The sequence below is a fragment of the Candidatus Pelagibacter sp. Uisw_137 genome, from assembly GCF_047720245.1.
GTDB lineage: Bacteria > Pseudomonadota > Alphaproteobacteria > Pelagibacterales > Pelagibacteraceae > Pelagibacter.
In genome coordinates this window covers 1,021,919-1,041,503 of the sequence record NZ_CP159811.1, presented here as the reverse complement: position 1 = coordinate 1,041,503, position 19,585 = coordinate 1,021,919, and the positions used below count along the sequence as shown (strand labels likewise).

The 19,585-nt window shown below is 30.1% G+C and carries 18 protein-coding genes, 1 tRNA gene and 1 other RNA gene; 18 read left to right on the top strand and 2 right to left on the bottom strand.

What is annotated here, in order from left to right; all coding sequences use genetic code 11:
- Positions 1-28: 28 nt before the first annotated feature.
- From ABXT61_RS05595 to ABXT61_RS05545, 11 genes are all read left to right on the top strand, one after another.
- Complete coding sequence (locus tag ABXT61_RS05595) at positions 29-259, top strand: hypothetical protein (protein WP_415314844.1); 231 nt, start codon at positions 29-31, stop codon at positions 257-259.
- Positions 252-1,643: a hypothetical protein gene (locus ABXT61_RS05590; protein ID WP_415314842.1), complete on the top strand. Its 1,392-nt coding sequence runs from the start codon at positions 252-254 to the stop codon at positions 1,641-1,643. The genes ABXT61_RS05595 and ABXT61_RS05590 overlap by 8 nt, the downstream gene beginning before the upstream one ends.
- A 122-nt stretch (positions 1,644-1,765) precedes the next feature.
- A complete protein-coding gene (locus ABXT61_RS05585; RefSeq protein ID WP_415314840.1) occupies positions 1,766-2,062 on the top strand; it encodes a hypothetical protein in 297 nt (98 codons plus the stop codon).
- Entirely contained in the window at positions 2,028-3,029 is a 1,002-nt protein-coding gene (locus ABXT61_RS05580; RefSeq protein WP_415314838.1) for a hypothetical protein, read from the top strand. Before ABXT61_RS05585 ends, ABXT61_RS05580 begins: the two co-directional genes overlap by 35 nt.
- A gap of 26 nt (positions 3,030-3,055) precedes the next feature.
- On the top strand, positions 3,056-5,476 hold the full coding sequence (locus ABXT61_RS05575) for an autotransporter domain-containing protein (protein ID WP_415314836.1): 2,421 nt from the start codon (positions 3,056-3,058) through the stop codon (positions 5,474-5,476).
- 25 nt (positions 5,477-5,501) lie between these two features.
- Entirely contained in the window at positions 5,502-7,550 is a 2,049-nt protein-coding gene (locus ABXT61_RS05570) for a CHASE2 domain-containing protein (RefSeq protein WP_415314834.1), read from the top strand.
- A gap of 68 nt (positions 7,551-7,618) precedes the next feature.
- Positions 7,619-7,951 carry a hypothetical protein gene (locus ABXT61_RS05565; RefSeq protein WP_415314833.1) on the top strand — a complete coding sequence of 111 codons (333 nt, stop codon included), beginning with the start codon at positions 7,619-7,621 and terminating at the stop codon, positions 7,949-7,951.
- A gap of 178 nt (positions 7,952-8,129) precedes the next feature.
- Positions 8,130-10,262 carry an autotransporter domain-containing protein gene (locus tag ABXT61_RS05560; RefSeq protein ID WP_415314832.1) on the top strand — a complete coding sequence of 711 codons (2,133 nt, stop codon included), beginning with the start codon at positions 8,130-8,132 and terminating at the stop codon, positions 10,260-10,262.
- Between the two features lie 273 nt (positions 10,263-10,535).
- The gene (locus ABXT61_RS05555; protein ID WP_415314831.1) at positions 10,536-10,859 is read left to right on the top strand and encodes a hypothetical protein; all 324 of its coding nucleotides are present in this window, start codon (positions 10,536-10,538) and stop codon (positions 10,857-10,859) included.
- A complete protein-coding gene (locus tag ABXT61_RS05550) occupies positions 10,859-11,284 on the top strand; it encodes a hypothetical protein (protein WP_415314829.1) in 426 nt (141 codons plus the stop codon). The genes ABXT61_RS05555 and ABXT61_RS05550 overlap by 1 nt, the downstream gene beginning before the upstream one ends.
- A 359-nt stretch (positions 11,285-11,643) precedes the next feature.
- Positions 11,644-11,720 (top strand) — tRNA-Ile (locus ABXT61_RS05545).
- Positions 11,721-11,740: 20 nt separating this feature from the next.
- Here the strand turns inward: ABXT61_RS05545 and ABXT61_RS05540 are convergent.
- Both ABXT61_RS05540 and ABXT61_RS05535 read right to left on the bottom strand, forming a co-directional pair.
- Positions 11,741-12,337: an MlaC/ttg2D family ABC transporter substrate-binding protein gene (locus ABXT61_RS05540; protein ID WP_415314827.1), complete on the bottom strand. Its 597-nt coding sequence runs from the start codon at positions 12,335-12,337 to the stop codon at positions 11,741-11,743.
- 33 nt (positions 12,338-12,370) lie between these two features.
- Positions 12,371-13,156, bottom strand: coding sequence for a VacJ family lipoprotein (locus ABXT61_RS05535; protein WP_415314826.1), 786 nt, complete (start codon positions 13,154-13,156; stop codon positions 12,371-12,373).
- Between the two features lie 68 nt (positions 13,157-13,224).
- Here ABXT61_RS05535 and ABXT61_RS05530 point away from each other — a divergent pair, with 68 nt between their 5' ends.
- The 7 genes from ABXT61_RS05530 to ABXT61_RS05500 all read left to right on the top strand — a co-directional run bounded on the left by ABXT61_RS05530 (position 13,225) and on the right by ABXT61_RS05500 (position 19,581).
- Entirely contained in the window at positions 13,225-13,968 is a 744-nt protein-coding gene (locus tag ABXT61_RS05530; RefSeq protein WP_415314825.1) for an N-acetylmuramoyl-L-alanine amidase, read from the top strand.
- A 42-nt stretch (positions 13,969-14,010) separates the two neighbouring features.
- An RNA gene (gene rnpB / locus ABXT61_RS05525) (RNase P RNA component class A) lies at positions 14,011-14,365 on the top strand.
- A 252-nt stretch (positions 14,366-14,617) separates the two neighbouring features.
- Entirely contained in the window at positions 14,618-15,085 is a 468-nt protein-coding gene (gene mraZ, locus ABXT61_RS05520; RefSeq protein WP_006997875.1) for a division/cell wall cluster transcriptional repressor MraZ, read from the top strand.
- Between the two features lie 2 nt (positions 15,086-15,087).
- Positions 15,088-16,575: a cell division protein FtsZ gene (ftsZ, locus tag ABXT61_RS05515; protein WP_415314822.1), complete on the top strand. Its 1,488-nt coding sequence runs from the start codon at positions 15,088-15,090 to the stop codon at positions 16,573-16,575.
- Positions 16,576-16,593: 18 nt separating this feature from the next.
- Positions 16,594-17,604: a 16S rRNA (cytosine(1402)-N(4))-methyltransferase RsmH gene (gene rsmH / locus ABXT61_RS05510; RefSeq protein ID WP_415314821.1), complete on the top strand. Its 1,011-nt coding sequence runs from the start codon at positions 16,594-16,596 to the stop codon at positions 17,602-17,604.
- The gene (locus ABXT61_RS05505; RefSeq protein WP_415314819.1) at positions 17,601-17,909 is read left to right on the top strand and encodes a cell division protein FtsL; all 309 of its coding nucleotides are present in this window, start codon (positions 17,601-17,603) and stop codon (positions 17,907-17,909) included. Before rsmH ends, ABXT61_RS05505 begins: the two co-directional genes overlap by 4 nt.
- Complete coding sequence (locus ABXT61_RS05500; protein ID WP_415314818.1) at positions 17,902-19,581, top strand: peptidoglycan D,D-transpeptidase FtsI family protein; 1,680 nt, start codon at positions 17,902-17,904, stop codon at positions 19,579-19,581. Before ABXT61_RS05505 ends, ABXT61_RS05500 begins: the two co-directional genes overlap by 8 nt.
- Positions 19,582-19,585 lie beyond the last annotated feature (4 nt).

Sequence of the window (19,585 nt, the reverse complement as noted above, 5' to 3'; positions counted from 1 at the left end):
TTTAAATTAATAAAATATTTTTATAAAAATGGATGAACCTACTAAAAAATTATTTCCAATCAATCTTTCTAAAAAAGAAAAAATATCAGCAACTATTAGTTTAGTTTGGATAATAGCTATTGGTTACCTGACATGGTGGAATGGACTTAGCAACTTAGGGTCAGATAAAAGTTTCAGATGGGATGAATGGTTTTGGTTTGGCATAGTTCCTGCAACCATGCCATATTTTTTTTACTTTATCTGGACTAAAAATGATTAATAAAAAACCAGAAACAAGTGGTATTTCATTAGTCTTATTTTTTGTTTTTTTAATTGGCTTATTTCTAGAAACGACGAGCACCATAATGGCTGCAGATACTAGCGCCTCTAAAATCATAGTTGATGGAGAAGAAATTTTACTTCCAGGCTCTTCAGAAAAAAATATTACTTACTTACAAATTTTACAAAAACCAAATGATTTAGATTTAAATTTAAAGTACGCACAACAACAAGGAAAAATTGGAAATTATAAACAAACCATCGCAACTCTGGAAAGATTAAATATGATTTATCCAGATAATGTTGAAATAAAACTATATCTGCTTTCAGTTTTAGTCCAAGCAGACTCGCCAAATAAAGCTTTAACTATAATTGAAGACATTAAAACTAGTGAAGATTTAACAGCAGAAGATATTGAGACAATAAATCAAATTGAAACTACGCTTAAAGAAAGGGGAGCTCCTAAGTTATGGAATTTTTATGCAGATGTATCTCTTGGTGGTGTTTTCAATCAAAATGTTAATAGTGTTTCAAAAACAAGATTACAAAGTAGCGCTGATGAAGTCATTGGATTTAATAGTGCAAAGTATGATAAAACGTACAGTGAGGGCTTAGGTTTAACAGCAACTCGATCTTTAGGGGAAACTTCATCATTAATGATAAATACGAGTTTCACAAACTCAGATCAAAGAGAAGAAACTGCAGATGATTTTGAAAGTTATGGTTTAACTCTTGCTTTGGATACATCTTTAGGCAACCAAAGTTTAAGCCCATATATAATGATAAGCAAAACTGATTATCAAGATGATGCAGATAGCTTTTCTTTAATGCAAGGGATAGGAGGATTTTTTTCTGTAGGAGATCAAAATTCATTTAGCTATGGTTATTCTTTTTCAGATTCTAAAAATAATAGAAATAGTACTGATACAACTGCAGATGAAACAAATGCTAAAGGGCATGGTGTTTCACTTGGGCACGATTATATGTTTAATGAAATAATCTCATCATCGACAGGTTTAGGGTATAGCATTTCAGAAGCAAAAGAGGGGACAAACGACTTTGAAACTTATGATTTAAGTTTCAGATTAAATTTTGCTTTTCCTTGGGCTTATATTTCAATAGGGGATGCACTGAGTTTTAATGATTACAAAAATGTAGATACAAGCATAAACTCAAACAGAATAAGATCAGATGTAACAAATACTTTTGACTTGATGCTTACCAAAGCGCTTGGAGATTTTTTTCCCTCAATCGATCCAGATAAAAGTTTGTTTGTTAACTTTTCATACGAAAAAATCATCTCTGAAGCCAATATAATTAATTATGATTATATTGCAGACTCGTTTGCACTTAGTTTATCCAAATCATTCCACTTAAATAAATAATCAAAATAAAGACTGATTTTAGACTACATATAAGCCCCTTTTACTTATTAAAGATTAGAAACTCTCACCTAATATGGGTCAAGCCAAGCTGAAAAAGTTGTCAAAAATGTTACTTTAAGTGGATGAAAAAAATTTTATCGACAATTATAGCATTATTTTTTGTATTCAATATCACCCAGGCAGAAGAAAAAATTGATATTGATAAACAATTAATCGGAATTGTAGGTGCAGTATCTGGAACAGCTAAAACTAACACAAGAGAACTTAAAGCTGGGGATAAAATTTATTTAAACGAAACGATTTATGCAGGAATAGATTCAGGCACACAAATATTACTCCTAGATCAATCAACATTTACTATTGGATCAGAACTCAGAAGTTGTAATGGATACCTTTATATACAATCCAGCAACGAATGATGGAAAAATTGTAGCTAATGTTAAAAAAGGAAGTTTAAAAATAATTTCGGGTTTAATAAGTAAAAAAAATCCAGACAGCCTAACAGTTAACGTTCCTGAAGGAACTTTAGGCTCAAGAGGAACAGAGTTTCAAACCATAGTATCAAATCAAAAAACAGATACTTTATTAATAGGACCTGGAAAAAATAATACATTGGGTTTAAGGCCTGGGGCAGTTCTTGTTGGAAATAATTTGGGTCAAACACTATTGAGCAATCCTTATAGTGTGGCAAGTATGGTTAAAGGTAATGCACCAGGAAAAGCAAAACAAATAACAAAAAACCAACTGAAAAAATTTAAAAAAAGAATGAAAGTAGCAAGGCTTACAAAACTTGATGGAGCCACAAAAGAAGAAAGAAAAGCTACTAGAAAAAAAATCAGACAAGAACTTAAAGCTCAGGGTTTTGATAAAGAAGAAATAAAAATATTAATTAAAGAAAACATTAAAAAGGACGAAGAAAAGAGAATTGTTTTACTAACAACAAATGAAGAAGAGGTTTCAGAAATAGCACAACCTGAAAACATTGTTGAAGAAAAAGTTATTGAAACAGAAGACAAAATAGTGGTCGAGAAACAAGATAAAAGTAAAGATAAAAAAGCAGTAAAGAAAAAAGATAAAAAGAAAAATAAAAAAGCAGTAAATAAAAAAGATAAAAAGAAAAATAAAAAAGCTGTGAAGAAAAAAGATAAAAAGAAAAATAAAAAAGCTGTGAAGAAAAAAGGTAAGACTAAAAAGAAAAAAGCAGTGAAAAAAAGTAAGACTAAAAAGAAAAAAACAGTGAAAAAAAGTAAGACTAAAAAGAAAAAAGTAGTAAAGAAAAAAGTTAAAAAGAAAAAAGTTATAAAGAAAAAAGCAAAAAAAATAACAAAGAAAAAAATAGCTAAGAAAAAGAAAAAAGCAAAGAACAAAAGAAAACGTAAGAAATAAGCCTATCCGTCCATTAATAAAATTTTATGTTTTTATTTAAAAGAATTTTAATTATTTTTTTTCTCATAATTCCAATCTCTAATTCATCTGCAGCTATGGTAACTGAAGTAGACAGCGATCAAGCATACAGTTTTCTTGATGGAGGTGGTGTTGTAAATGGTATTGCTTTTAATCCTGATGGAACTAAAATGTTTGTGTCTCGTACAAGTAGCACCCAATTTATAATCGAATATAATCTATCAACACCATTTGATATTTCTGCAGCTACTTATGCAGGAGATGCTCAGAGATGTGAATTAGGTACTGCTGCAACTTTAAATCCAGCTAATATTGGTGATATGGTGATTACTAGTGATGGACTTAAAATGTTTTTTGTCCAAAGATCAACAAATGGTAGTAACAACGATCGTATATATAGATATGACTTAACTGCACCTTATGATATTTCAACATGTGTATATGTTGCTGATGTTGATCCCGATACTGATGCTCTTGCGGGCACTAGTTTTGGAGGTAGGACTGATAAATCAAGATATCATGTTCAGGGTATTGAGATTAATACCGATGGTACGAAAATATTTTTAAGTTTTAATGATGTTTCTAGCACAGGTGATGGTATCAAGGAGTATAATCTTTCAACTCCATATGATCTTGCAACTATGTCTCTAATAACAAGTGGTGGTATCGATCTTGCTAATGGCGCGACCGGATTTAACCCTGATGCAATTTTTTTTAGTGCAAATGGAAAAAGAATTTTTGTTACCGATCATAGCCGATTTTCAGTTGCTCAATATTCACTTTCAAAAGCATATGACACATCTTCCAATGTCAAAGATGGAGAGGTAGTCATAAGAAATTTAATAACAACTAAAACTGCCAATCAAACAAGAGCGCTTGCATTTAGCACAACTGGATTAAAAATGTTTGTCTCAGATGATAATGGTGATGATTCAATACATGAATTTGATTTAGTGTGTCCTTTTAATATCATTGCAGGAAAATGTCCTCCAATTACAGAAAATAGTGTCAGAACTGGGATAGCAGAAGCACAAATAATGATTGCTAAAAGAACCATTGATCATTCAACTAAAAGTGCCTTAAACCGTTTAGAATGGATAAGAAGAAATAAAGATAATCAAAATTTAACAAATCTTAATTTTAATTTTAATACTGCCACTCAACTTGATAACCCATTATTAAATTACTGGGTTAAAAAACTTCCAGATAGAATACTTTCAGTTAATGAAAAAGTAGAAGGTGGTCAGTCTATAACTATTAATAAAGAAGATATGAATAGTAAGAACTCAAATAATTTTACCACAGTCTTTAAATCAGATAACCCAATGTTAAATTCTTGGTTGAGTAAAATCCCAGACAAAATAACCGCATACCAGGCATCTATAAAAAAAAAGACAGAAGATAAACAACAAGATATCTTTTATTGGAGTGAAGGAAGTATTTCAGTTGGAAGAGTAGGAGACACAAATATTTCTTCATTTAAAAAAATTGGTACTGAAGCAATTACCCTTGGAGCTGATAAATTTACTGATAATAATGGTATAAAAGGATGGGCATTTAGACTTGGTAATAACAACGTTGATGTTGGAATGGGTGGAAGTAATATAGATACTGATACATTTAACCTCACTTATTATTCTACTACCCCACTAGAAAATGACACAAAATCTGAGGATATCGTTATTGGTTTTGGTAAATTAAAGTACGATATTCTAACTGTTTTAGACGGCAAACATATGAAAGCCAGTAGAGATGGTAGACAAATATATGGGGCTGTTAAGTCAAAAGACGAGATCAAAAAAAATAATTTTATTTTAATTCCTTCTTTTCAAGCTGATATTGGGCACACTATATTATACGGATATACAGAATCTGGAACTGGTGCAATTAAAGTTAAAGATCAGCACATACAAACATTAAAACTAAGAACAGCGATGGGAGTAGTGGATGATTTACCAAATGAAACTACTTTTTGCTTAGACATAGCTAAAACATGTGCCATAAAAAGACATGGTAAATTAGAATATATGGCTGATTTAAGACGTTCCTCTAATTTTAAATATGCTTATGCTTCTGATAGTGCAGCAGATTTTCAGGAAAGATTATACTCAGGGGCCTTACATAATGTAAATGGTGAAGTGGGTATAGATATAATTTTACCTGATAGTTTGAGTGTCTTTTTAATATATGAGCGTAATCAAGCTTTAGGATCAGGACATACGGATAACATTATTATTACGATTGGATACTTGCCAAATAAACAAACTAACTATGCTTTTAAAGTAGCAGGCTCAGATAATATAGGATCGGAGTATAAGATAAGTAAAAATATTAATGATTTTGAAATTGATTTTAAATTAAATAATCAAGATGTATTGAAACCAAATACCATTGATGAAGCAATGATTAATTTAAGTCGTATATTTTAATTATAAAAAGATCAATAAAATAAATATGAAACTTTTATTTAATAAATATAAGAATTATACAACATTTTTAATTTTATTATTTTTATTAGTTTTTTTAAAAACAATTAATCCAAGTTTTATAAAATCAATTTCTTATTTGAGTTTTGATGTATATCAAAAAATTTTTCCATTAAACATGCAAACTTCTGAAGTTATTATAATAGACATAGATGAAAAAAGTTTAGGTAAGTTTGGCCAATTTCCTTGGAATAGATCTATTTTTGCAAAAATTGTGGAAAATGTTAATGCGACAAACCCAAAAGCTATAGGCTTTGATATTTTTTTTACAGAAAAAGATAAACAATCTCCCGAAGAAATAATTAGCGCTTATAACTTAATACCAGACGACGTTGCTCGTTTGCAAAATATTAAAGGACCTGATGAAATATTTAGAGAGCAGCTAGAAAAATCAAAATCAGTTATAGCAGTACTTGGTAGCAATGTTTCCTCTCATGGAACATATGATAGATCACCAAAAGCAAAATTTCTTGCAAAAGGAGGAGATCCTAATGAGTTCACTTATTCTTTTCCTCACTCTATAGGATCACTTGAGAAATTAGAAAACAGTGTAAAAGGATTGGGCTCTATTTCTTTTTTAGATCAAACCGATGGTATTATCAGATCGCTTCCATTGATTGTTCGTTTGAAAAATCAGTTATATCCAACAATGGGACTTGAAATGATCCGTGTAGGGTCAAACCAAAAGAATTTGTATGTAGAGATGAATGAGGCGGGCATTAATAGAATAAGCTCAAGACCTCATAAAATTTACTCAGATCCGAATGGCATTATTTGGATTAGATATAAAGAATCATTAAAAAACCAGTATATTTCTGCAAGCTCTGTTTTTGAGGGTAAATTTGATCCATCAAGATTTAAAGATAAGTATGTTTTAATTGGTGCATCAGCACAGGGCCTGTTTGATCTAGTAAAAACTCCTTTAGGAAATACAATTCCAGGAGTTGAAGTGCATGGAAACATAATTGAAAATATTTTAGATCAATCTTATCTTATTCGAAATCCAAACACTTATATATTTGAATTGCTATTTTCAATTGTAGTCGCGGGTGTTGTTTTTTTTCTCTCCCAACATACTAAACCCAAATATAGTTTATTAATATTCTTCGGAAGCTTAATCATAGTAATTATAATTGGTTTTAGTGCCTTTTTATTTAAATCTCAACTTGTAGATATTAGCTACCCTATATTCATGCTCACAATTACTTTCTTAACTGGGCTTTATTTTAGATTTATAGAGGAAAATCAAATTGCAATAGCAAATTTACAAAAAGAGGCAAAGTTACTAAAAGAAAGAGAACTTGCAGGTGATGTACAAAAAAGTCTATTTCCAGACATATCAAAGTTTAAAAATTTTCTTTATGCAAAAAACGTTCCAGCAAGAGATGTTTCTGGAGATTTTTTTGATGTAGTTAATGTAGGTGAAAATGAATATTTTTTTATATTAGCAGATGTATCAGGAAAAGGTATTACAGCTGGTATTTACATGGCTAAAGCAGCTTCAATATTTAGAACAATTTCTAATTTATCATATCCATTAGAAAAAGTTGTCTTTACAGTAAATAATGAGCTAGTTGAAGCAAAGTTTAAAGGAATGTTTATGACAGCTGTATTTGGAAAATTTAATATAGAAACCGGAGAAGCGATCTTTGTGAATGCGGGTCATGAAAGTATTATGGTTTTTGATAAAGAAAAAAATTTTGAGTTTATGAAATCTGAAATACCACCAATAGGAATTATAAAATATTCTTCAGAGTCTATGGTAAAATCAAAAGCTACTAATTTAAAAGAAAAAACATTTTTAGTTTATACTGATGGCGTAACAGAAGGTTATTTAAGGAATGGTCAAGAACTTGGAGTAGAAGGAGTTGAAAGAATAATAAGAAAAATAGAAATTGTTACCCCACAAAATATAGTAGATTCTATTACAACAGAACTTAATTGGGGAGCAGAAAAATTAAGAGATGATATTACTTGCTTGGCTTTAGATATTAAAAATACAGAACTTACAAAATAAAAAATGAATAAGCATCCAAATGAAAAATAAGACAAATATAAAGAGAATATGTTAAGGTGCCCGAATATATGAAGAAAAATATTTTTTTTATTATTATTTTTATAGTTTTAAATGGTTGTGCTCAATACAGTTCAATTATGGGCCCAGCATATACTATGGCTAAAACAGGCAGTCCTATTCTAGCAGGCGCTTCTGCAGCCACATCCTATGGAATTAAACAAACAACAGGTTATACACCTGGTGAACACATAAATTCTCTAGTAAAAAATAATTCATCTTTAAAGGAAGAGGAAAGTTACAAAGAGTGCCAAACAATCCACTCTTCATCTATAAATGAAATTTTTTTTGAAACTTTAGATGAGATTGATTGTTTTCAAGACCCATTTAGTATTCTTAAATAAAATATTAGATATCTAATTTTATCAAAGTCTAAATCTTTAATCTTCAACCTTTCAATAGTCCTCAATTTTATAGTAAATAAGATAAAATTATTAGACCCAAAATAGGTCGGTTATTCAGGAATTCATTGAATAGTAATATATAATTTGAGAAATTAATCCCAAGTTATTCACTATCAGAATGAAAAAAATATTTCTTATTTCAATATTTTATATATTTTTTTTCTGTTCCAATTCTTTTGCTTTTTTAGAATTTAAACAAGAAAAAGATATTTCATCAGACACTAAGCATCTTAGAGGAATAACTTTTAAACCAGATGGTACAATAATGTATGTTACTGCTGACGAAACAAATCCTACAGTCATACAATATTCTTTAAGTCCTGCATTTGATATTAGTACTGCTACCAAAATTTCTGAGGACGATCTAGAAGGCGAGGGAGGTAATTTTGACAAACCTCATGCAATAGAATTTAAGCCCGATGGAAAAGTAATGTATGTTATCCGAAGTCAGTCAGGTAAGGTGAGTGTACAACAGTTTAACCTTTCAACCGCTTGGGACACAAGTACAATCAGTTACGCCGCAAGAAAAATTATAAATGGAGCTGTAGATTGTAGTACCAATGTTCAAGCAAGAGCCTTAGCTTTTAAACCTGATGGAACTCGTATGTTTGTCTCTCAAGAAGGTGCTGAAGTTGTTAGTCAATATGATTTAACTACAGCATGGGATGTTTCGAGTGCAACAAATAATGTGTGTTCAAATAGTTTTGGAGATCAAGAATCTGACATGAGAAATATACAATTTAATTCAGATGGAACTATAATGTATCTGGGTGGAAGTGGCGGTGATGATATTAACAAGTATAAATTGCCTACTGCATGGGATATAAGCACAATTACTCATGTAACTAGTTATTCAATTAGCTCACAAACTCGTCAGATGAGAGGATTTAAATTTACAGCTAACTTTACAAAACTATATGTAACTGGAGACACTGCAGATTCTGGTGCAGGAACAAATGTTGTTTATGAATATAACCTAGCTTGTGCTGGCACAATTACTTGTGATCCTATTAATGATAAAGATATTACAGCAATCATTGAAGCTAATGTTGAATTATCAAAACGTATAATTAAAAATAATACTCTTCCAATCTTTCATCGAATTGAGTGGTTAAGAAGACATAAAAATAAAGACAATTTATCAAATCTTAATGCAGAAATTAATTTTACAGATAAAAAAATATCAAAATTAGTTAGTGCTCTTAAAAACTCAAAAAAAGAAATTGATAGAAGTTATGATAGTGATGATTGGTTTCAGTGGAGCGAAGGTAGAGTTAGTGTGGGAGAAAACAAATCTTTAAATTCATCATCAAGAGATTTTCATAGTTATGGTATCTCAATTGGTGCTGATAGAATTAAAGAAGATGATAGAGACGCTATGTATGGATACGTTTTTCAGTATGGCAGCGATAATGTTGATATTGGATATCAAGGAAGCAAATTAGACACTGAGGCTTATAGTTTGGCGTTATATGGCACCAAACTTAGAGATGATGACGTTTTTACCGATGCATTAATTGGAGTTAGTTTACTAGATATTGATCAAAAAAGGGTTACTTACGGCAACACCTTAAAAGGTAACCGAGAAGGACAGCAGATCTTTGGATCATTTAATTTTGGAAAAAGAATAGTTGATGAAGATATAAATCTCAATCCTGGCATCAAATTAGATTTAGGTTACACAAAGCTAAAAGCTTTTAGAGAAAAATCAACCGTAGCAACCAGTTTGACAGATGCATTACTTTATAAGGATCAAAATATTAAATCTGCATTAGTTACAACTGGTATCCTTTTAGATAAAACTGATACTGATAAGCAAGAAGATGAAATTATAAATCATCATGGGCGGTTAGAATATATTACTGATCTAAGTCCATCATCAGATGCAGAGTTTTATTATCTAAATAGTCAAAGTACAGTTTATAATTATAAAGTAGATAATGTGTCTAAACATAATTTTAGAATTGGTTATGGTTTTGATGTCACTTCAATATCAGGTTGGTCATTGGTTGGAAGTTTTGAAAGATTTACAGCTAATGGAAAAGGCCACAGTAATGAAATTTATTTATCAGTAGGCTATGTTCCGATTGATGAAATGAAATTTGTCTTTGATGTTAATAATTTTAACAATACTAGCTTATCATTAACCAATAAGGTAAATGGGTTTGATATTACTGTTGGATCTAATTACACTCTGATGAGTGAAATTCCTGACTATGGTGCAAATATAGAAGTTTCAAATAAATTTTAGCACACCACAGGTAACGGGAATTAAAGACAATCAACCGCACCAACATTCCATCACCTAGACACCTGATTTGGGATTTGTTAGTCTTGGATTGTGGAGTACATAATAGGAGGAGTTGGAATAGTAATGCTATTATTTCTAGCTTATTGTGCGATTGCTATACCTTATTACAACATCAAAAAGATTTATTTCAAAACTAAAGGGATTAAGAAATCTGCAATCAATTTTATCTAATAACTGTATATTTGGTAATAAATAACATTTACACTCCCTGCAATGCATTCTTATAAAAAAATTTTCATTTTCCTTACGATCCTTTTTTCTTCTTCAACACTGCATGCGGAAACTAAAAAATTTTATCCTGAAGGTAAAATTAGATATTTTACAACATTGATCAGTGATGGAGGAACCAATTATAACAATACTAGACCAGGCTTGGTACTTGATTCACATTTTACATATTTGATCAATAAAAATTTTGCTATCCGCAGTGTTAATCACATTATTAATTATGACGATACAGTTAACGATGGAACAGAGCAGAATTTTGAATTTGATCAAAGACTAGGCTTTATAATTAAAAAAAAAATCTTGTACTAATGCCTTATGCAAAAATTACTCACCATGATAAAAATGTGTCCACACAAAATGACAATTCTCATTTAGGATTCGTGTTCCAGGCCAAATTACATAAAGATTTATTTTTTGACTATGATTATAGGGAAGAAACTAGCAATGGTGCAAAAATTGTTAGAACTGGGTATGTATATGGCGATAAGGTAACAGATGTTAAACTTACAAAAAAAAATCTTTTTTTCTTAGATGTTTTTCCTGTTCATCTAAAAATTGCTCAGACTGATGTAAGTAATTTTAGACGCAGTCGTGTTATAAAGACAACTTTAGATGTAAATAAAAAAATAGATCTTGCTATCAAATATGTTGATAATAGCGGTAAGAGTTTTTTTAAAAAAAATGTGGCACAAAATAGAAATTATCTTGTAGCTGAATTTGGGTACAAGTTTTAGTTTTAAAAGGTCTTGTTGTTTAATTAACCTAGTTTAATGAGTTTCAAATAGTAGCGAAGTCAGGATTAAGTGCAATTCTTACATGGTTCTATGACAAAGAACAAATGTAATGCTCGTTAAGCAGTTCAACTGTGGTTCACCGAGAATCCTCAATACCCTGCTTATGTTCGCCATTAACTTTCTTTAGTTACTGGGAAATAGTTGCTATAATCTTTGATGGAAGGGAACAATAATCGTCTGCCCCTATGTTGACATTGCAGGGGTAGTTGGAGCGTAACCAACCAGTCCCACCATTTTCAGTGTCTTTTACCTATGCTAGACATCGGTTACATTATAATATAATTAAAGTTTAATTTTTAGGGCCTGTAGCTCAGTTGGTTAGAGCAGTACACTCATAATGTATTGGTCCCAGGTTCGAGTCCTGGTGGGCCCACCAAAAATTATTTTTATAGATGATTATTTAATAAACTCTTTTAAAGTAGAAAAAAGAGCATTGATATCTCCATCATTACTTTGAATGATAGAAGAGAATTCTTCTTTTTGAGTTCTTACAAGGCTTAAGCCTTCAATAATTAAGTCTCTAATCAATGGGTTTTCTGGATTCTTAGTATAAATTCGCCAATCAATTTTAACTTGTGGCCTTTGCTCTGTTGCAACTAAAACACTGCTAACCATTGTATAATTTTCATTTAATCTTTTTTTAGATAAGACTTCTATCTCTGGGTTTGAATATTCGGCTAGTCTACTAGCAAAACTTTTTAAAAAATATTGTTCAAAAAGATTTGAATACTCTTTTTTTTGTTCATCATTAATATTTTTTCTATATGAACCTAAAGTATAAAAACCTATACCAGTAATATCCACAGTTTCTTTTGCAATAGCCTTAAGTTTTGCTATTTTTTCTTCTTTAGAAAATTTATTATTAAGAGCTTCTGAAGCCCTGTTAACTGTTGATTGAACAAAAATATCTGGTTCAATCGAGTAAACTTTAGCAATACTTGAGAAAAAAATTACTAAAAAAATTAAGAATGTTGTGGTTTTTTTTAGAAACATTACCCTGCTCATTGTTTAAGATTATTTTTTTAATTATTGAGTTTCTACTTCTTCCCAGTCACCTTCATACATAATATCAATTGTTGGATCTGAGTTTCTAATTTTTTGCTGTCTATCTTGTAAATACAAACTTCTTACTGAAGCATAAAAGTCCATAGAGTTTTTTTCTAAATTATCTATAGACTCTAAGTTTTTTGCCCTAAAATCAATTCCTGATACAATTTTTGTTGTCATATATATTTCTTTATCTAAATATTGATTATTTCCATGAACAGACATGTTATAATAAGGATCCCCACCTAATACATTCACAAATGAACCAAAAGCATCTCTAACAGTTGATGGTCCAATAACTGGTAACACCACATAACAACCTGCTCCTATACCCCAAGCACCAAAAGTTTGTCCGTAATCTTCTCTTTCATACTCTGGAAAATCCATTTTTGTAGCCACATCGAATATTCCAAGAATTCCTACCGTAGTATTAACAACAAATCTTCCAGTATTAACTCCTGCTTTTCTGAACTCTCCCTGAAGAATATTGTTGGGAATAGTTATGAGTGAAGAAATATTTTCAAGGGCATTACTCGTTCCAGACCTGATTGGTGACGGTAATTTTCTATAACCTTTAGCAACTGGTTTAAATATAACTTTATCTAACCCTTGATTTAAAGAAAAAGTAGCTCTATTTAAACCTTCAAAACAGTCTTTAACTTCTCTCGAATTTTTTTTTGATAAGTTATTTTCACCATCTGTGTCAGCACTTACATTTGTTGCTAACATTAAGCTTATTAAAGAAGTTATTATAATTTTTTTCATTACAACTGATTATATAATATATATTATATTAATGTAAATCAGGAATTAGCTCTAAATACGACATAAAAATGGCTTTAAAAACAATATTTAACTATTCACCAAATTTTAACTCCAAAAAAAGACTCTCAAAGGAAATCAAATTTATTATTTTTCATTATACGGGGATGAAAAACGAGTCTGACGCTTTAAATAGGCTTACTGAAATACAATCTGAGGTTAGCTGTCATTATTTAATTAAAAATAATGGAAAAATTATAAAATTGGTACCTGATTTATACATCGCATGGCACGCAGGCAAATCTTCGTGGAAAAATTATAAGTCTTTAAATCAAAATTCTATTGGAATTGAAATTACAAACCCTGGGCATGAACATGGTTATAAAAAATTTAAAAAAAAACAGATCTCTTCTCTTTTAAAGTTAAGTAAATTTTTAATAAAAGAATATAAAATCAAACCTATGAATATTTTGGGACATTCTGATGTAGCGGCATTAAGAAAAAAAGACCCAGGAGAAAAATTTCCTTGGGAGTATTTATCTAGAAATAAAATAGGGATATGGCACACATTAGACAAACAAGAGCTTACAAAAAATAAGAAACTAAAAATAAGTGAGGTAGAAAAAAATATTTTTTTCAAAAACCTGTTTAAGATTGGATACTCAAAAAAATATCCAAAAGATAATAGTAGAGACAAATATTCAAGAGAATTAGCAAAAACTTTTCAAAGAAGATTTAGACAAGAGTTAGTTGATGGTAAAATCGACCGAGAATGCCTGCTAATTAGCAAAAATCTTGTTAGAAGATATAACTAAATTGTACTTGAAGTTCTAGATTTTAGTAATAAATTAAAGATGCTAGATGAACGACTTATCGCTTTAATTTATTAAAGAGGAAAGTCCGGGCTCCGCAAAGACACAGTGCCAGATAATACCTGGCGGGGGAAACCCTAGGGATAGTGCCACAGAAAATATACCGCCATAACATGGCAAGGGTGAAAAGGTGTGGTAAGAGCGCACCGGTTCTATTGGTAACAATGAACGCTGGAAAACCCCACTGGGAGCAAGACTAAGTAGAGATGACATTGTTGCAAAACTAAAAGCCGTCTTTGGCTAGTCATCAGGGTTAGTTGCTTGAGCTTAAGAGTGATCTTAAGCCTAGAGAAATGATAGGTTTAAATGACAGAACCCGGCTTATAGTTTGTCTAGCAAACTCCACAGTTCAATTTTAATTAAATTTAGATGTTCACCTTTTGATTCATAATTGAATCATTTCTGTTCTTATTTTTAATCCTAGAATTGTATTGAGTTAAAACTAAAAATTGATTTTAGATTTAATGTATATACATAAAAGTTAGCTACAATTATTAACAAATAGGCCTAAAACGAACATATTGACACTATGGTTAAAAACCCATATTGTCCCATATATTCCCAAATATGGAATTTATGAAATATAAAAAATATGTTTTTATCGACTTACGAGAACAAAATAGACAAAAAAGGAAGGGTTTCTGTGCCTGCTAGTTTTAGATCTCACCTTTCTAATTTAGGATATAATGGTGTTATTTGTTATCCCTCATTTAACAATCAATCTATTGAAGCTTGCTCACAAGATAGAATTGAAAAACTTTCTGCAAGTATAGACTCATTAAGCCCATTTGAAGAAAAAAGAGATTATTTTGCAACATCAATTTTATCTGAGAGTATGAATTTACAATTTGATAGTGAAGGTAGAATTTCATTATCAACAAAATTATTAAAACATGCAAAAATAAAAAACAGCATGTTGTTTGTTGGTCAGGGTCAAACATTCCAAATATGGGAACCAGCAGCATTTGAAAAATTTAAGATCAACGCAAGAAAAAAAGCAAATCTAAATCGTGCAAGTCTTAAATGGGAAAAACATTTTAATAACAATGAGGGGAAATAAAAATGACAATTAACTTTAAATCACCAGAAATAAAAGAATTACAACCAAGACTGCTAGTTGTAGGAGTTGGCGGAGCAGGTGGAAATGCACTTAATGAAATGATTGATAATGGACTTCAAGGAGTAGAGTTCATAGCAGTAAACACTGATGCGCAAGATTTAAAATCAAGTAAAGCTAAAGCGAGAATTCAAATTGGATTAAATTTAACAAAAGGTTTGGGTGCTGGTGCAAAGCATGACATTGGTCAAGCAGCTGCAGATGAATCTTTAAATGAAATTGTGAATACACTTCAAGGTGCAAACATGGTTTTTATAACTGCTGGTATGGGTGGTGGAACTGGAACAGGTGCTGCTCACGTTATCGCAAGAGCTGCTAAAGAATTAAATATTTTAACAGTAGGCGTTGTAACACTTCCTTTCTTATATGAAGGACCATCAAGAATGAGAAGAGCTCAACTAGGTCTAGAAGAATTAAGAAAACATGTGGATACAATTATTGTAATTCCAAATCAAAATCTATTTAAGGTTGCGAATGAACAAACTACATTTGAGGAATCTTTTAATCTTTCAAATAATGTTTTAATGCAAGGTGTACAAAGTGTAACCGATCTAATGGTTAGACCAGGTATAGTTAATTTAGATTTTGCTGATGTTGAAACCGTAATGGCTTCAATGGGTAAAGCAATGATGGGAACCGGTGAAGCTGAAGGAGAGGGTAGAGCAGCTAAAGCAACTGATATGGCAATTAGCAACCCATTGATTGATGATTATACATTAAAAGGTGCAAAAGGATTACTAGTAAATATTACTGGTGGTAAGGATCTTAAACTTTTTGAAGTTGATGAAGTTGTTAACAAAATAAGAGCTGAAGTAGATCCAGAAGCTGAAGTAATTATTGGCGCCATTACATCTGTTGAGCTTGATGGAAAAATTAGAGTATCAATTGTTGCAACAGCATTAGATGGGCAACAACCAGAAAGTAAATCTGTAATCAATATGGTTCACAGAATACAAAATAGAAATCCTGGTTATTCAGACTTTAACAGCGAAAGTTCTGCTCAATCGTTTAACTTTTCACCTACAATGACTAGCCCCATTTCACATGGTGCAAATGCATTAAAGTTAGAAAATGAAATAATTGAAGAGCCAGTTACAAACACTGCATCATCAGAAATGATGAATGAGCAAACTGCCACTAATCAAGAAGTTGAAAGTATTGTTGAGAATAATCAATCAAATGATTATGAGCAATCTTTTTCAGAGGAAGCACTTACAACTTCAGAATCTGAAGAAAGTAGCTCAATAGAAGAAAATCACGTTTCTAATGGACTTGAAAACTTTGGTGTAGAGGGTGAAGAAGCTCCAGATCTATTTAGCCCGGATAGTGAAACTTCAGAGACAGAAGGATTTTTATCAACTGAAACTTCAGAAAATACTTCAGAAGATGACGATCTAGAAATTCCAGCATTTTTAAGAAGACAAAAGAATTAATGGTCTTCAAGAAAATAAATGATAGCCACCATAATGCCAGACGTGAGAAATCATTATCCGGTATTGCTAAGTGAAATAATTAGTATTATTACCCCTCAATATGGTGGCACATTTATTGACTGTACGTTCGGTCAAGGCGGATACACAAAAAAAATATTAAACTTTCCAGAAACAAAAGTAATTGCATTAGATAGAGATTCTGAGAGTTCTAAAAAAGCTCAAGAACTTCAAAATAATTTTGAAGATAGGCTGTTATTTAAAAATATCAAATTTAGTCAATTAAATAATCTAAAGTTAAAGGATGAAAATATTAAAGCTGTAATTTTTGATTTAGGGTATTCATTGAATCAGATTAAAGACCCAAAAAAAGGTCTTTCATTTGATAGCATAGGAGAACTTAATATGAAAATGGGTATAAATGATTATTCAGCAAAAGAAGCAATTAATCAATTAGATGAAAAAGAGCTTACAAAGATATTTAAATATTTTGGTGATGAAGTAGACAGTAAAAGAATAGCACACAATATCGTTGTAGACAGATCCAAAAGAGAAATCACAACAGAAGAGCTAGTTAGAATTATAGAGTCTTCAAAAAGAAAAAGAAATTATAAGACACATAGTGCAACTAAAATTTTCCAAGCATTAAGAATATTTGTAAATAAAGAAATTAGTGAACTAATTTATGGATTAATTAATGCAGCAAAAGTTGTTAAAAAAGATGGTGTTATTGCAGTTGTAACATTTCATTCGCTAGAAGATAAAATTGTTAAATACTTTTTTAAAAGTTTATCTGAAAATAAAAGTGTCTCAAGACATATGCCAAAAACTGAAGAAAAATTAAATTTATTTAAATCTGTTATAAAAAAACCAATAGTACCAAGTGATAAAGAAATTAGTGAAAATCCACCCTCTAGATCAGCCAAGTTACGTTATGTAATTAAAAAAGAAGATTTTTTTGATTTTGAAACAGATATCTTGGATAAATTTAAATATTTAATTGACATTGAGAATTTGTCAAAAAAACTATGAAACAATTAGTGTTAGTTGTTATTTTCGTATTAATACTGATTACATCACTTGTTAAAAATTCTACAAAAGAAATAGAAGATCAAATTTTTGTAATCAATGAAAACATAAGACCTTTAAAATCAGAACTTGAAGATGTGCTGCTTGAGTTTAATTATTTAAGCTCCCCTGAAAAATTAGTTCAATATCAGACACAATATTTTGAAAAAGATTTAATTAAAATTGAAATTATGAATATTAAAGAAATCATTAAAAATAATGAAACTTTAGAAATAAACGACTTAATCAGCAAGAGTGGCAATGAATAATAAAAAGAATATTATTCTAGAAGAATATGAAAATGAATTTTCATATAAAAAAAGTAAAACTAATTTAGATATACAGTTTAATAGAATAGCCTTTATTTTTTTTGTTTTCTTAATGATTTCAGTAATTTATTCAATACAATTACTTCATTTGGGTTCATTAAAGTTAGACGTTGAGACAAACTATACACCCAGCATAAAAGATTATAGAGCAGATATAATTGATAGAAATGGAAATTATTTGGTTAAAACTGTTAGCTCAATTGATATTGGTATTAGCCCAATAGAAGTAATAGATAAACAAAAATTATTAATTAACTTAAAGTGGATTTTTCCTAAGAAAGATTACGCTGATGTTGAAAAAAAACTTAATAAAAATAAATTTTTTAATTTTGAAAAAACAATATCTTTAACAAATTATCAAAAAATCATGTCTCTTGGAGATAAAGCAATTAGACCAGAAGAAAGGTTAACTAGAATTTATCCACAAAAAAATCTTTTTAGTCATATTATAGGACAGATAGATAACGAAAATAATGGAATATCTGGTTTAGAAAAATCTTTTGATGAAGAATTAAAACAAAGAAAAAAGTCACTTCAATTAACAGTAGATGTTGACATACAATTTTTAATAAGAAAAGAACTTTTAAAATATCAAAAAATTTTTGATGCTAAAGGTGGTGCTGCTATTTTAATGAATGTAAATAATGGAGAAATACTTTCAATGGTATCTTTGCCAGATTTTGATCTAAATAAAAGAGAAACAATTGTTGATGTAAACTATATTAATAGAGTTACAAAAGGAACTTATGAACTGGGTTCAGTTTTTAAAACTTTTACAATTGCCTCAGGAATAAATTATGGTCTGATAGAACCCGAAACTAAATTTTTAGATTCAAAAAAAAGTATTAATTGTGGAGATGGTTACACAATTAATGAATATGATAATAAAATGCCATCAGATCTGAGTGTAGAAAACATTCTTATTAAATCAGGAAATATTGGATCAGTTAGAATTGTAAGAAAAATAGGGGTAGAAAAACATAAATCATTTTTAGAAACAATTGGCATTCTAGATAAGATAAGTTTTGATATTGATGAGGTAGGTAAACCATTAAAAATAGATTGGAATGAAGGTTGTAAGATAGAAACCATTGCATTTGGTCATGGTATAACAACAACAATATTACAATTAGCAAAAGGTTATGCGATAATTTCAAACGGGGGTTATAAAATCACACCAACATTAATTAAAGATAATACAAATAAAAAAATAAAAAGATTAAAGGTCTTAAGTAATGATGTTTCAAAAAAAATGAATATTATGATGAGAAAAGTAGTTTCAGAGGGAACGGCAAAACTAGTAAACGTTGAAGGATTTCAAGTAGGAGGCAAGACAGGAACAGCAGAGCAAGTATCAAATAGTATATATTCAAAAACTAAAATTAATACACTTGCATCAATTTTTCCATCAAACAATCCTAAATTTGTTTTGGTAGTAATGCTTGAATCAACAAAAAACAATAAAGATTATACGTACGAGTACAGAGATGGTTCTGGATTTAAGTTATTAGGCAGTCCAAGAAATACAGCAGGATGGACAACAGTTGAAGCCGCAGGAAAAATCATAGACAAAATTGGTCCTATTCTAGCCACAAAATATATAGAAAATTAATACT